The sequence below is a fragment of the Streptomyces sp. NPDC002817 genome, assembly GCF_053592055.1.
On sequence record NZ_JBSFUY010000009.1, the window covers coordinates 49,347 to 63,390 of the forward strand.

Below are 14,044 nucleotides of genomic sequence, written 5' to 3' on the forward strand. Positions count from 1 at the left end.
GGATACGCTACTTGCACAAAATGAGAATGCCAATACCACTACGGAGAATAGGATCCCGTCTACGCTCACCGCATGGAACAGCTGGACCTCGACGACTGGCACACCGCAGATCCGACGCGCGTCGCGGAGGCCGCCGCCCGGGTGGCCGACTCCCTCCCGCTCACCATCGGGATCGCGACGCGGCGGCCGCCGGAGCGGTTGAGGCCGCTGGTCCAGGCTCTGACGCTGACACTCACCGGCCCACAAGCGGACGCCCCCGACCTTGAGTCGGTCCCCGTGGCGGACCCGTGGAAGGCCTACGCCGAACTGGCCGAGGTCGGCGACCGCCGCCCGCAGGCCACCGTGACGCTGGGCCGGCTCCTGCGGCAGACCCCCTCGCTCGGCACCCTCGACGGGCTGGCCGCGGAGGCGGCGGCCTACTCGATGCTGTTGGGCGGGACGGAGTTCGCCGCCTGGCTCGCCGAACGGGGCCCGCGGGCGGCGGCCGCCGACGGCGAGTGCGTCCGGCTGTCCCGGGACGGCGCCAGGCTGTCGATCCTGCTGGACCGCCCCGAGCGGCGGAACGCGTTCGCCTTCCGGATGCGTGAGGAGCTCTACGACGCCCTTGAGGTCGCCGCCCTCGACGACACGGTCGAGGAGGTGGAACTCACCGGCGCGGGACCGGTGTTCTGCAGCGGAGGCGACCTGGCCGAGTTCGGCACCGCCCGCGATCTCGTGGCCGCGTATCTGGTACGGCTCGACCGGGCACCGTGGCGGCTCGTCGACCGCCTCAGGGACCGGGTCACGGTACGCGTGCGGGGCGCCGCCGTGGGCGCCGGCATCGAGATGGCCGCGTTCGCCGGGCGCGTGGTGGCCTCCCCTGGCGCCTTCTTCCAGCTGCCGGAGGTGGAGATGGGGCTGGTGCCCGGCGCGGGCGGCACGGTGAGTGTGCCGCGGCGGATCGGGCGGTGGCGGGCGGCGTGGCTGATGCTGAGCGGCGCCCGGTTGGATGCCGGGACCGCCTTGCGGTGGGGGCTGGTGGACGAGGTCGACGACCATGAGCGGTGACGTGCTGCTGCGGGGCGTGTCGGTGCGGTCGTGGCAGGGGCGCCCGGTCGACTGCCGGGTCCGTGGGGGTGTCGTGACGGAGATCGGCCCTCGACTGCCTCCGGGGGACGACGAGTTGGTCGTACGAGGTGATGGTGGCGCTCTGCTTCCGGGGCTGGCCGACCACCATCTGCACCTGACGGCCATGGCGGCGCGGGAGTCGTCGCTCGACGTGTCCGGTGTCTCCCGCGACGGTCTGGCCGAGGCGATCGCGCGGGCCGTACCGGGCGAGGACGGGTGGGTGCGGGCCGTCGGGTACGACGAGGTCGTCCACGGCGAGCTCGACCGGGATGTCCTCGACGCCTGGAACCGGGTGCTGCCGGTGCGGGTGCAGCATCGTTCCGGTGCGCTGTGGGTGGTCAACTCGGCGGGGCTGGAACGGCTCGGGGACACGGGTGTCGAGCGCGGGCTGCTGTGGCGCGCCGATGCCTGGCTGCGCGAGCGGCTCGGCGCCCGTCCGCCGTCCCTGCGGGCGGTGGGCGCACGGCTGGCCGCCCTCGGGGTCACCCATCTCGCGGACGCCACCCCGGACGAGGGGGCCGCCGAGGTCGTGGCAGACGCGGTACGGCGGGGCGAACTCCTCCAGCACGTCATGGTGATGGCCGCCGGCAGCGGCCCGGTGGATCATCCCCGGCTGAGCGTCGGCCCGGTGAAGCTGGTGGTCGCGGACCACGCGCTCCCCGACATCGGCGACCTCACCGAGCGCATACGGCGGGCCCACGCCGCCGGTCGCCCGGTCGCCGTGCACTGCGTGACCCGCGTGGCCCTCGCCCTGACCCTGGCCGCGCTGGACGGGGCCGGCGTCCTGCGGGGCGACCGCGTCGAGCACTGTGCCGTCGCCGACGCCTCCCTGGCCGAGGAGTTGGCGGTGCGCGGGATCACGGTGGTCACCCAACCGACGCTGGTGGCCCGGCGCGGTGACGACTACTGGGACCGCGTCGAGCCCGAGGACCGGCCGGACCTGTGGCCGTACGCCGGTCTGCTGCGGGCGGGCGTACGGGTGGCGGCGAGCAGCGACGCGCCGTACGGGGATCCCGACCCCTGGGCCTGTCTGCGTGCGGCGGCGGAGCGGCTCACTCCCTCCGGGCGGGTGCTCGGCCCCGGTGAGCGCGTCCCGGCCGCCACGGTCCTGAGCGGCCTGCTGTCCCCGCTGCTCGATCCGGGCGGCCCGCCGCGGCGCGTCGCACCGGGGCAGCCCGCCGACCTCGTGCTTCTGGACCGGCCGCTGAGCGAGGCCCTGCGCGCGCCCGACGCCGGGCAGGTGCGCGCCACGTTCATCGCGGGGCGGATCGCGCACGGATGAGGGCGTTGTCGGCGCCCGTCTCGGCTGCGGGGCCCGCCGCGTCAGGTGGCCGCGGCGGGCAGACCTGCTGCGTCCGGCCGAGCAGCGGGCAGCTGACGGTCCACCCGTCGCCGCCGTCCGGTCGTACCGGATGCGGGCCGTGCTCCGTCTCCCGCGCCCCGGCGAAGGCGGCGGCCACATCGCGCATCGAGACGTCGATCAGCTCCCCGCCGCCCCGGGCCAGGGCCGTGAAGGCGCCCAGTGCGGCGGCCACTCCCGTGAGCGGGTCGGCGATCGCGTCGCCGCAGAACACCGGGCCGTGGTCCGACCGCGCCACCAGTGCGCCGGCCACCGCGGCGTCGTCACCGAAGGCGACCCGGTCGGGATGCCCGCGGCCGTACCCGGTGATGGCGACCCACACCTTGCCCGCACGATGGTCGAGGCGCTCGGCGGCCAGCCCCAGCTGCGCGAGCGCACGGGGCCGGGACGCCTCGATCACGACGTCCGCCTCACCGACCAACTCCCTCAGCGCCGCGCGTCCTTCGGTCGTGGTGAAGTCGACGGCGACGCTCTCGTGCCCGGCGTGCAGCCAGTCGTAGAACCGCCGGTTCCCGGCCCGGGCGCCGTCGGGGCGCCGGGTGCTCTCGACCTTGACCACGCGGGCGCCGGCCCGCCCGAGCAGTTGGGCGCACAGGGGGCCGGCCCAGAGGGAGGAGAGGTCGACGACGAGGGTGCCGTCGGGCTTCGGGGCCTTGGCGGGTGCGGCGATGCGGGAGGCGCGGTACGGAGTGTCGACCGGTGCGCCCCGCTCGGCCGGGAGTGCGGCGGCGGGGACCCCGAACATGCGGATGCGCGTGACGAGTTCGCGGGCCTTGGTGGTGCGGGCGGCGGTGGCGAGGTCGTCCCACGGGGCGTGGACGTCGGGGCGGCCGAGGATCGCGGGGAGGAGGTCGAGGTCGTCGGGGCGGGCCAGGGTCACGGCACACCATCCGTCGGCGGTCGGCAGCAGGCGGGTTCCGCCACCCGCGGAGGTACGGCCGTGCCGGGTCAGGCCCATGGCGCCGGCTCGGGCGCCGAGGAGGAGCGCCGGGTCGATGTCGACGGGGAGCGCGCCGCGGATCCGGTTCAGCAGGTGCATCAGCCCGCCGGGCGCGAGGAGGGGCGGGCCGTCCGCCTCGCCGGTGAGCGCCATGGCGCCGGACGCGGCCCAGTCGAGGTGCGGACATTCGGGGCCGGCGAAGCTGCCGGGGCTCCGCCTCACGGCCCCGGCGGCACGGGCCCGCCACTGCCCTCTCTCATCGCACCCTCCACCGACTTCCGGTCGTCCGACTGCGGTTCGGCAGGACGATAATGGCACCCCATGCCGAAAGGAAGAGTGGCGACCGGTGGACGCGAGGCCCGAGCCGAGGCTGATCCTGGAGTTCGGCTTCCGGGCGCGCTCCGCGCGGCACGAGAAGCGGCTCGGTACGAACTCGCCCTCTTCGACGAACCGCCGCCCGGGACGTGAGCGCACCGCTCTCAGGGGCGCGAGCCGCGCTGATCGAGCCTCTTCAGGGCGGTCTCGCCCCACTTGAGGTTCGACCGTTCGAAGGCCATGCCGCCGAGCAGGGTGAGGTAGGGCCCGATGCGGTCGGCCTCGGCGAAGTACTCGTCCTCGGTGCGGCCGGCCAGCATGCGCTCCCGCATCCGTTCGTACCGGGCCAGCTTGGCGGTGGACCGCTCCACGCGCTCGACGATCGCGGTCCGTACAGCGTCGGCGTCACCGATGTCGACGCACTGGACCTTGACCATCAGCTCGTCGCGGATGGCGGTCGGCTTCGCGGGCACGTCGGCGATGTACGCGCGCAGGATCTCCAGACCGGCGTCGGTGAGGGAGAACAGGCGCTTGTTGGGGCGGCGTTCCTGCTGGACCACGCGGGCGCGGACGAGGCCCTCGGCCTCCATGCGCTCCAGCTCGCGGTAGAGCTGCTGCGGGGTGGCCATCCAGAAGTTGGCGACGGAGGCCTCGAAGCCCTTGGCGAGGTCGTATCCGGAGGCCTCGCCCTCCAGGAGGGCGGCCATCACCGCGTTGCGCAGAGCCATGGGCTCAACCTAATTGATTAGTCAATGGGGTGCATAGTCGCAGGCCGGGGCATCGAAAGCAGCTCGGGCCGCTTGGCCCGCCGGCCGTCGCCGGACGACCGGCCACGGACCCGCCGTACGAGCCAGGGGCCGAGGAAGGAGCCGACCCAGCGCAACTCGCCGCCGATGGCCCGCAGGCCGGAGGCCGCCCGTGGGTCGGCGGGCAGCGGGCGGGTCCAACCGTCGTCGCTGCCCGGCAGGTCGAGGGCGTCGGCCACGGCGGCGGCGATCCGGGCATGGCCGAGCGGGCCGGCGTGCAGCCGGTCGGGGCTCCACAGGCGCGGGTCGGTCACGACCGGATGGTGGGCGGTCTCGGCGACCACGACTCCGTGCCGGGCGGCGGCCTGTCGGATGCGGTCGTTGAGGGCGATGATCCGGGGGCCGATCGGGCGGGCCAGCGGGGTGATCCGGGCGACGTCGGGGAAGGTCACCGTCGCCACGCGGGCGCCCTGCGCGGTGAGGGCGGCGAACATCGCCTCCAGGTGCGCGGCCACCTCGTCGGCGTCGAACCGGGGCCGCAGCAGGTCGTTGACCCCGGCGACGACCGTGGCGAGGCCGGGCTCCAACGCGAGGGCGGGCGCGAGCTGTTCGTGCCGCACCTGCCCGGCGAGACGGCCGCGCACGGCGAGGTTGGCGTAGAGGAGCTCCGGTGTGTCCCGGGCGAGGTGCTCGGCGAGCCGGTCGGCCCATCCGCGCAGTCCCCGTACGTCGTCGCCGTCGCCGCACCCTTCGGTCTGGCTGTCGCCGAGGGCGACGTACCGCAGGGGTCCGTTCTCCGTCATGGCCGATCGCCTCACTTAGCCAAATAGACACCTACTAACATTGTTGACTATAGCCGCGCGGCCGTCACATCCCAAGGGCCGAGAACGACCCCAGAACCGCTTGCCCGTCCGCGGGGATGGTGGATGCAATGTCCGGCATGATCACCTCGGTGCACCCACCCCGGCGAGACGGACCGTCCGTCCGGATCGGCGTCCTCGTTCCGCTCACTCGCCCTGGCTGGGTCGAGGCGGGCCGGCACGTGCTCGCGGGCCTCGAACTGGCCGCTCGGGAAGTCGACGAGACCGGCGGGATCGCCGGCAGACCCCTGGAACTGGTGGTCCGGGACACCGCGGCCGATCCGGAGAAAGCCGCGGCGGCCGTGGACGAGTTGGCTCGCCTGGGTGTGGCCGCCCTGGCCGGGGAGTACCACAGCGTCGTCGCGCGGGCCGCCGCCGGCCGTGCCGACGCCCTCGGGGTGCCGTTCCTGTGCTCGTCGGCGGTGCTCGACGCGCTCACGGAACGGCCGACGGACTGGGTCGCACGCCTCTCGCCGCCGCAGTCCCGTGGCTGGCGGATCTACGCGGACTTCCTCCTCGGCGCGGGCCACAGCCGTGTCGCCGTGGCGACGCAGCCGAGTGTCTACTGGGCATCCGGGACCCGCATCCTGCGGGACCACCTCGCCGAGCGCGGCGGCACCGTCACCGAGATCGACATGAGCGCGCTCGCCCCGGCGGCGGTGTGCGACGCGCTCGTCGAGCAGCGCGCGACAGCCCTCCTTCTCCTGGTCGGACACCCGGAGCCGGCCGTCCCGATCGTCGAGTCCGTCCGCCGCGACCGACGTCTCGCCGAGGTCCTGATCGGTGCGCCGGCCGGGCAGCCGGAGTCGGCCGAATGGGCGGAGCTGCTGGGCGAGGACGGCGCCGGGGTCCCGTTCCTGCGCTATCTGCCCGATCGCCTCACCCCGCTCGGTGCGCAAGTCGAGACGGCCCTTCGCGAACGGCTGGGCGAGGCGCCCTCCTTCGTGGCCTTCGAGGGCTACGACACGGTCGCCGTCCTCGCCGATCTGCTGCGTACTCACGGCACGGACCGGGCGCGCATCGCCGGATCCTGGCCGCGCGTCGCGGTCGAGGGCACCCGCGGGCGGATCGGGTTCTCCCGCATGCCGGGCATCGGAGTGTGGCAGTGGGCCTCGCCACCGGTCCAGGTCGTCGATCGCGATCCGGCGGAACCCGGCCGCTTTCGCATCCTGCACACGGGCTGAGGGTGCGAGGCCGTACGAGCGGAGAGAGCCGGGCCGTACAGGTGGAGAGGGCAGGGCCACACGGGCTGAAAGCGCAGGGCGGCGCCCCGTCGAGGAGCGCCGCCCGCGTCCTGCCTAGGCGGCGTGCTCGTGCTCCACGACCGCCGACCGTCCCGCGAGCAGCAGTCCGCCGGCGACCAGCCCCGAGGCGAGCCCCAGGACGCCGACGGCGGTGGCCAGGCTCCCGACCACGGACTCCAGCCCGATCAGGATCAGCGGGCACACGAACTCACCGAAGAAGAAGGCCGCCGTCCACAGTCCGGTACCGCGCCCGCGGTCGGCGTACTCCAGCCTCGACATCGCGACGGTGAGCAGGGACGGCAACAGGACGCCCGTACCGAGGCAGTTGAGCACCGCGCCCGCGATCAACAGCACGGGACCGCTCGCCAGCGCCATGACCACGAACCCGGTGCCGCACAGCGCGAACACCACGGGCAGCCGGCTCACGGGGGTGCCCGGCAGCCTGGTGAACGCGATCGACCCGGCCACCGTGGCGGCACTGGCGAGGGCGGTGGCCAGGCCGATGACGCCGGTGGAGGTGATGCCCAGATCGTCGAGCAGATAGGCCGTTTCGACGGGCACGGTGTAGAAGACCATGGCACCGAACACCGTCAGCGCGCAGATGCCGGCCAGCCGTCGCACGGGGAACGGGCGTGAGTCGGTGGTGCGTTCTTCGGAGGCGTCGTCCTGGCGGAGCCTGGGCAGGGCGGTCGCCATGAGGGGGGCCAGCAGCAGGCCGACCGCGTAGATCCAGAAGGGTGCGCGCCAGCCCGCCGAGCCGGCCGCGCCGCCGATCACGAAGAACGCGGTGGCGGAGGCGGAGGCGCACATGGTCTGCAGGGCGAGATAGCGGTCCCGGACACGGCCCGTGTAGTAGTCGCCGATCAGTGTGGTGCAGCAGGTCATGATCGCGGCCTCGGTGATGCCGACCAGGACCCGCGAGGCGACGATCGCGCCGAGCGAGTCGAGCCAGAGCGGGGCGGTGCCGAAGAGCGCGTACAGCACGGTCGCCACGACCAGCAGGCGTCTGCGGCCCAGCCGGTCGACGATGACGCCCGCGAAGGGTGCCAGCAGGGCGAGCGCCAGCGCCGGGACGGTCAGGACCACGGGGACGAGCGTCTTGGCACCGGGCACCGAGTCGAAGTGGTCCTGCATCTTCGGCAGCACGGGGGCGATCAGGACCGCGCCGAGGACGGGCAGACAGCTGCCGGCCATCAGGAGAGGGGCGCGCAGGGGGACGGATCCGGGCATGGCGGGGCTCCACGTAAGGGGGCAGGAGGTGCGGCGACTGCGCACCGGAGACGCTGCGCCCGAGCGGCGGGCGTCAGGAACTGCCCCGACTATGAACCGGCGCGCCCACCACGCCTACCCCTCAGCCGATCGATCTCCCGGATCGGGATCATCCACCGGCTGGATGCCCTGCTCCTGGGCCGCCTCGACGTCGTGTCCCGTCACCGAGGCCCCGACGCGTGCCGCCGTCTCGCGCAGCCACATGTGTGCGGCGTCGTGGGTGTGCACCGGATGCCACCACAGGGCTTCCTGGAGAGGCACGGACTCGTAGGGCGCCTCCATGATCCGCACGGGGGCCACGCCGCGCAGCCGCTCGGCGAGGAGCGCCTGGACCAGGGCGATACGACGGGTCCCTGCGACCAGGAACGGCAGCACCGTGAAGCTGTCGACGGACACCTCGACCTTGGGTTCGATGCCGAGCATGCCGAGCTGGCGGACCGCCGGGGCGTCGTAGGTGCGCTGGTACGTCACCCAGGGCAGCCGCGCCACATCGTCCCGGGTGAGCCGCTCGCCCACGTCCGGATGGTCGTCGGCGACCAGGAAGACCCACTGGTCCCGGTAGAGCTCGGTGGTGGGGAAGCCGCTGATGATGCCGTGCGGCATGAGCAGTCCGTCGGTGGTGCTCAGCAGGGTCCCGGTCTGCTCGACGATGCCGGGCGGGGTCTGGACGAAGCGCAGCCGGATACCGGGGGCCTCCTGGTGGACCGTACGGGCGAGTTCGGCGCCGAAGACGGCGACCGCGTAGTCGGAGGACACGATCGTGAACTCCCGCTCCTCGACCGCCGGATCGAAGTCCGCCTGGCTGGTGAAGAGGCGTTCCAGCAGATCGCAGGCGGTGGAGGTGCGGTCGAGGAGGACCTGGCCGAGCGCGGTCAGCTCGTAGTGGCCGCCGACGCGGGAGAGCAGGTCGTCGTCGAAGTGGCGGCGCAGCCGGGCCAGGGACGCGCTCATCGCGGGCTGGCTCAGACCGACCCGGCGCCCGGCGCGGGTGACGTTGCGTTCCTCCAGAAGGGCACGCAGGGCGACCACGAGGTTGAGATCGAGGCTGGCCAGGTTCATCGCGCGCCCTTCGGTTGTCATAACTCGCATGGATGATCCGCATCCACGGAATCGATTTCCCAGATTACGAGAGCAGGGCCCAGATTAGTCACATCGCCATCAGGAGGACACGCCCGTGAAATCTGCAGCCTTCTCCGGACCGTTCGCACTCGGTACCTTCTCCGCCTCTGACCAGGCCTCTTTCCCCGGCCTCCTGGTCCCCGAGGGGCGGGTGCTGGACCTTCGGACGGCTCTCGACGAGCCCGTCCTGACGACCCGTTCGGTCTTCGAGCGCTGGACCGAGCTGCTCCCCCGCCTGCACGAGCTGGCGGCGGACCCGAAGGGCGACCGCCGGCCCTTGGAGGGCCTGCGCGTCCACGCTCCCGTCGAGCCCCGCCAGGTCTTCCAGTCCGGCGCCAACTACCGGCAGCACGTGATCGACCTGGAGGTCGCCCACCGCTCCCCCGACGATCCGCGCACGGTCGAGGAGGCGCGGGCCGAGATCGCCGAGATCATGGATCGCCGGGCCGCCGAGGACCTGCCGTACGTCTTCATCGGGCTGCCGAGCGCGATCACCGGCCCGTACGACGACGTCGTGCTCCCGTCCTGGGCGGAACAGCCGGACTGGGAACTGGAGTTGGCGGCCGTGATCTCCCGGCCCGCCTACCGGGTGTCCGTCGAGGAGGCCTTGGAGTACGTCGCCGGGTACACCATCGCCAACGACCTCACCGACCGCGCCACCGTCTTCCGCCGGGACATGAAGGCCATCGGCACGGACTGGCTGCGCTCCAAGAACGCGCCCGGCTTCACCCCGCTCGGCCCGTGGATCGTGCCGGCCGGTTCGCTCTCCGACCCCGGTGACCTGCGGGTCACGCTCCGGCTGAACGGCGAGACGATGCAGGACGAGTCGACCAAGGACATGCTCTTCGGCGTCGCGCGGATCGTGTCGTACACCTCCCGGACCGTTCAACTCCTCCCCGGTGACCTGGTGTTGACGGGCTCCCCGGCCGGAAACGGCATGCACTGGGGCCGGTTGCTGCGGGACGGCGACGTGATGGACGGGTCGATCACGGGTCTGGGCGCCCAGCGCACGCGCTGTACCGCGGAGGTGCCACGGTGACGCTCGACCGGACCGACCCCGAGGGCGCGATCGCCGAGGCCGCCAAGGCGTACTCCAACTGGGGGCGTTGGGGCGAGGACGACGTGCTCGGCACGCTCAACTTCCTCGACGAGGCCAAGCGGCGCGAGGGTGCCGCGCTCGTCCGGCGCGGCGTGAGTTTCTCCCTCTCGCAGTCCTTCGACATGAACGGCCCGCAGAAGGGCTGGCGGCGGCGCACCAACCCCGTGCACACCATGCTCGACACCGGCACCGACGCGGCCCTCGGCAACCAGGGCTTCCCTCATGGCATCGGCGGCGCCGACGACGTGATCGCGATGCCGTTGCAGTGCTCGACGCAGTGGGACGGGCTCGGGCACATCTTCGACCACGGCGATGCCTGGAACGGACGGCGGGCCGAGAAGGTCGTCACCTCCGACGGTGACCTCGTCACCGGCATCGAGCACATGGCACCGCATGTCGCCGGCCGGGGCGTGCTCCTCGATGTGGGCCAGGTGATCGGCACGGACGGCGAGTTGCCCGACGGTTTCGCCGTCACCGAGGAGCACCTGACCGCGACCGCCGAGGCCCACGGCGTGAGTGTCGGCCGCGGTGACATCGTCGCCGTCCGCACCGGACGCCTCGCCCGGGCCCGGCGCGAGGGCTGGGGCGACTACGCGGGCGGCGGCTCCGCCGGACTGTCGTTCACCACGGCCGGCTGGCTGCACCGCACCGAGATCGCCGCGATCGCCACCGACACCTGGGGCTTCGAGGTACGGCCCAACGAGTTCGAGCATGCCTTCCAGCCGCTGCACCAGGTCGCCATCCCGCACATCGGCCTGCTGATCGGCGAGATGTGGGACCTCGACACGCTCGCCGCCGACTGTGCGGCGGACGGTGTGTACGAGTTCTGGCTCACCGCCGCGCCCCTGCCCATCACCGGGGCCGTCGGCTCCCCGGTCAACCCGATCGCCGTCAAGTAACCGGCGGAACAAGGGAGTTCCCCATGAGCACACCTCGCAGAGTCCTCGTCATAGGCGGCGGTGCCTCCGGCAACGCGGTGACGATCCTGCTGCGCCGCGCCGGCCTCGCCGTGGAGCTGATCGAGGCGAGGCCGGACTGGAACGCCACCACCGGCTCCGGCATCACCCTCCAGGGCAACGCCCTGCGCGTGCTGCGCGAACTCGGCGTGTGGGACGAGGTGTCGGCCTCCGGGTACGCCTTCGGCTCGCTCGGCGTGACCATCCCCGACGGCACCGTGATCCACGAGAACGAGGACATCCGCACCGGCGGCGAGGACCTGCCCGCCACGCTCGGCATGCAGCGGCCCCGGCTCCAGCAGATCCTCATCGACGCGGTCCGCGCCTGCGGAGCCACGGTCCGGCTGGGCACCACGGCCGGGACCCTGGAGCAGGACGCCGACGGTGTCTCGGTGCGCTTCAGCGACGACACGACCGGCCGCTACGACCTGGTGATCGCCGCCGACGGTCTGAACTCCACCACGCGCGCCGCGATCGGCATCGCCGACAGACCGGAGCCGACCGGCATGGCCATCTGGCGCACGCCGGCCCCGCGCCCGGGGGGCGTCACCCGCACCGACCTCGCCTACGGCGGCCCGGCCTACATCGCCGGCTACTGCCCGACCAGCGAGAACACCATCTACGCGTACGTCGTCGAGGCCAACCGCGACCGTGCCTCGATCCCACCGGAGACCTACGCCGACGAGATGCGCCGGCTCGCGCGGGCGTACGGCGGTGTCTGGCCGGAGATCGTCGAGCACATCACGGACCCGGCGAAGGTCAACTACACGTGGTTCGACAAGCTGCTGGTGGAGGGCTCCTGGCATCGCGGCCGGGTCGTCCTCGTCGGCGACGCCGCCCACTGCTGCCCGCCCACCATCGCCCAGGGCGCGGCCCAGTCCCTGGAGGACGCCTCCGTCCTCGCGGAGCTGCTCACGAGCGGGCGTGACTGGGACGACGACCTCTTCCAGGCCTACTACGAGCGCCGCATTCCCCGGGTGCGGACCGTCGTCGAGGCGTCCCTGCAGATCGGGCAGTGGCAGCTGGACGGCGTCCGTGACGCCGACGTGCCCGGGCTGATCGGCCGCACGATGACCATCCTCAAGGAACTGCCGTGACCGCACCCACCGTCGACATGCACGCCCACCTCCTGGTCCCCGAGGTCGAGGAGACCGTCGCCGGTCTCCCCGGCCTGGCCGAGGCCAAGGCGCTGGACGCCCGCCGCAACGGCGCCGCGTCCCTCGCGGTCAGCGGCCCGATGGTCCGCTCCATCGTCCCGAAGGCGACCGACGTCTCCGTGCGGCTGGCCACGATGGACGCCCAGGGCGTGGACGTCCAGCTGGTCAGCCCCTCCCCCTCGCACTACCACTACTGGGCGGACGAGGAGACGGCCGAGAAGGTGTACCGCCTCGCCAACGAGGCGACGGCCGCGCACTGCGCGCAGGCACCCGACCGGCTCCGCGGGCTGGGCATCGTCCCGCTGCAACATCCCGGACAGGCGGTGCGTGCCCTCGCCCACGCCCTGGACCAGGGCCTGTCGGGAGTGGAGATCTCGTCCCACGCCCCCGGCAGGGAACTCTCCGACCCGGCCTACGCCCCCCTGTGGGCCCTGGCCGAGACGACCGGCGCGATCCTCTTCCTGCACCCCTTCGGCTGCACCCTCGACGAGCGCCTGGACCGGTGGTACCTGTCCAACGTCGTCGGCCAGCCCGCGGAGAACGCCGTCGCGCTCTCGCACCTCATCTTCTCCGGGGTGCTGGACCGCCACCCCGGCCTCAAAGTCGTCGCCGCGCACGGCGGCGGCTATCTGCCCACCCACATCGGCCGCTCCGACCACGCCTGGTCGGCCCGCTCCGACGCGGGCACCGGCTGCGCACACCTGCCCAGCAGCTACCTCAGGCGGATCTGGTTCGACTCCCTCGTCCACGACCCGCACGTGCTCCGGGAGTTGATCCGGGTCGCCGGCGCCGACCGAGTGGTGCTCGGCTCCGACTTCCCCTTCGACATGGGTACCGAGGACCCCGTCGGCGCCCTGCGCGCGGCCCGGCTCTCCGACCCCGACTTCCACGCAGTACGGGGCGGCAACGCCGCCGCCCTCCTCCGGAAGGACTGACCTCATGCGTCTGCTCACCCACCTGCGGCACGTCGACCTCGCCGTGCCCGACTACGACAAGCAGCTCGACTTCTACGCCGGCGTCTGGGGCCTGACCAAGGTCGCCGAGGACTCCGGGATCTCCTTCCTGGCCGCCGAGGGCTCGCCGGAGCAGTACGTCGTGCGGCTGCGCAAGGCCGAGGAGAAGCGCCTGGACCTGGTCTCGTACGGGTCCGCTTCCGTGGCCGACGTGGACACCCTCGCCGAGGAACTGCTCGCGGGCGGCGTGCCGTTGATCTCCCAGCCCGGCAAGGTCGACACACCCGGTGGCGGGTACGGCTTCCGCTTCTTCGACGTCGACGGCCGCACCATCGAGGTCTCGGCGGACGTCGAGGTCCGGCAGCACCGCAGGATCGAGGAGAAGGAGGCGATCCCGGTCAAGCTGTCGCACGTCGTCCTCAACTCCCCCGATCTCAACGTCACCCGTGAGTGGTACGAGCGCCACCTGGGCTTCCGGCTCTCCGACACCCTCATGCACCCGCGCATGGGCGAGGCCATGCACTTCATGCGGATCAGCAACCAGCACCACTCCATGGCCATCGCTCAGGGCCCGCACACCGCCCTGCACCACGTCTCCTTCGAGATGCGCGGCATCGACGAGTACCTGCGCGGCTCCGGCCGGGTGATCCGGGCCGGCCACACAAAGCTCTGGGGCCCGGGCCGGCACACCGCGGGCGACAACACCTTCACGTACTTCCTGGACCCGCACGGCAACACGGTCGAGTACACGACGGAGTTGGAGCTGCTGGACGAGGACACCTGGCACCCGCACGTCTACGACTTCTCCCAGCCCGAGATCGCCGACCAGTGGGGCACCGCCAACCCGATGAACGAACTGGTCGCCAAGGAGTCGTTCAACGACGTCGACCGCGGCGTGTTCGTCGCCCCGCCGGTGTGA

General features: G+C 72.6%; 13 protein-coding genes. 8 read left to right on the forward strand and 5 right to left on the reverse strand.

Annotated features, from left to right (window positions below):
* The first annotated feature begins 72 nt into the window (after nt 1-72).
* Complete coding sequence (locus ACWD3I_RS19215; protein WP_365399083.1) at nt 73-1,047, forward strand: enoyl-CoA hydratase/isomerase family protein; 975 nt, start codon at nt 73-75, stop codon at nt 1,045-1,047.
* Nucleotides 1,037-2,389, forward strand: coding sequence for an amidohydrolase family protein (locus ACWD3I_RS19220; protein ID WP_365399080.1), 1,353 nt, complete (start codon nt 1,037-1,039; stop codon nt 2,387-2,389). Before ACWD3I_RS19215 ends, ACWD3I_RS19220 begins: the two co-directional genes overlap by 11 nt.
* On the opposite strand, the gene ACWD3I_RS19225 is transcribed toward ACWD3I_RS19220, so the two are convergent.
* The 3 genes from ACWD3I_RS19225 to ACWD3I_RS19235 all read right to left on the reverse strand — a co-directional run bounded on the left by ACWD3I_RS19225 (nt 2,361) and on the right by ACWD3I_RS19235 (nt 5,271).
* Complete coding sequence (locus ACWD3I_RS19225) at nt 2,361-3,629, reverse strand: CoA transferase (RefSeq protein WP_365399077.1); 1,269 nt, start codon at nt 3,627-3,629, stop codon at nt 2,361-2,363. The two genes, ACWD3I_RS19220 and ACWD3I_RS19225, sit on opposite strands and share 29 nt — an antisense overlap.
* Before the next feature lie 257 nt (nt 3,630-3,886).
* The gene (locus ACWD3I_RS19230; protein ID WP_365399074.1) at nt 3,887-4,450 is read right to left on the reverse strand and encodes a PadR family transcriptional regulator; all 564 of its coding nucleotides are present in this window, start codon (nt 4,448-4,450) and stop codon (nt 3,887-3,889) included.
* Nucleotides 4,451-4,467: 17 nt separating this feature from the next.
* Entirely contained in the window at nt 4,468-5,271 is an 804-nt protein-coding gene (locus ACWD3I_RS19235; RefSeq protein WP_365399072.1) for an SGNH/GDSL hydrolase family protein, read from the reverse strand.
* A 128-nt stretch (nt 5,272-5,399) separates the two neighbouring features.
* Here ACWD3I_RS19235 and ACWD3I_RS19240 point away from each other — a divergent pair, with 128 nt between their 5' ends.
* The gene (locus tag ACWD3I_RS19240) at nt 5,400-6,512 is read left to right on the forward strand and encodes an ABC transporter substrate-binding protein (RefSeq protein WP_365399069.1); all 1,113 of its coding nucleotides are present in this window, start codon (nt 5,400-5,402) and stop codon (nt 6,510-6,512) included.
* 114 nt (nt 6,513-6,626) lie between these two features.
* Here ACWD3I_RS19240 and ACWD3I_RS19245 read toward each other — a convergent pair whose 3' ends face one another.
* Together ACWD3I_RS19245 and ACWD3I_RS19250 are read right to left on the reverse strand one after the other, a co-directional pair.
* On the reverse strand, nt 6,627-7,802 hold the full coding sequence (locus ACWD3I_RS19245; RefSeq protein ID WP_365399066.1) for an MFS transporter: 1,176 nt from the start codon (nt 7,800-7,802) through the stop codon (nt 6,627-6,629).
* Between the two features lie 114 nt (nt 7,803-7,916).
* Nucleotides 7,917-8,900, reverse strand: a complete 984-nt coding sequence (locus tag ACWD3I_RS19250) for a LysR family transcriptional regulator (protein ID WP_365399063.1) — start codon at nt 8,898-8,900, stop codon at nt 7,917-7,919.
* Between the two features lie 115 nt (nt 8,901-9,015).
* Between ACWD3I_RS19250 and ACWD3I_RS19255 the strand changes: the two genes are divergently transcribed.
* The 5 genes from ACWD3I_RS19255 to ACWD3I_RS19275 are packed head-to-tail and all read left to right on the forward strand — an operon-like array spanning nt 9,016 to nt 14,044.
* Entirely contained in the window at nt 9,016-9,999 is a 984-nt protein-coding gene (locus ACWD3I_RS19255) for a fumarylacetoacetate hydrolase family protein (protein ID WP_365399059.1), read from the forward strand.
* On the forward strand, nt 9,996-10,958 hold the full coding sequence (locus ACWD3I_RS19260) for a cyclase family protein (protein ID WP_365399056.1): 963 nt from the start codon (nt 9,996-9,998) through the stop codon (nt 10,956-10,958). Before ACWD3I_RS19255 ends, ACWD3I_RS19260 begins: the two co-directional genes overlap by 4 nt.
* Nucleotides 10,959-10,981: 23 nt before the next feature.
* Complete coding sequence (locus tag ACWD3I_RS19265) at nt 10,982-12,112, forward strand: FAD-dependent oxidoreductase (protein ID WP_365399053.1); 1,131 nt, start codon at nt 10,982-10,984, stop codon at nt 12,110-12,112.
* Nucleotides 12,109-13,107, forward strand: a complete 999-nt coding sequence (locus ACWD3I_RS19270) for an amidohydrolase family protein (protein ID WP_451084118.1) — start codon at nt 12,109-12,111, stop codon at nt 13,105-13,107. Before ACWD3I_RS19265 ends, ACWD3I_RS19270 begins: the two co-directional genes overlap by 4 nt.
* Before the next feature lie 4 nt (nt 13,108-13,111).
* Nucleotides 13,112-14,044, forward strand: a complete 933-nt coding sequence (locus ACWD3I_RS19275) for a VOC family protein (RefSeq protein WP_365399050.1) — start codon at nt 13,112-13,114, stop codon at nt 14,042-14,044.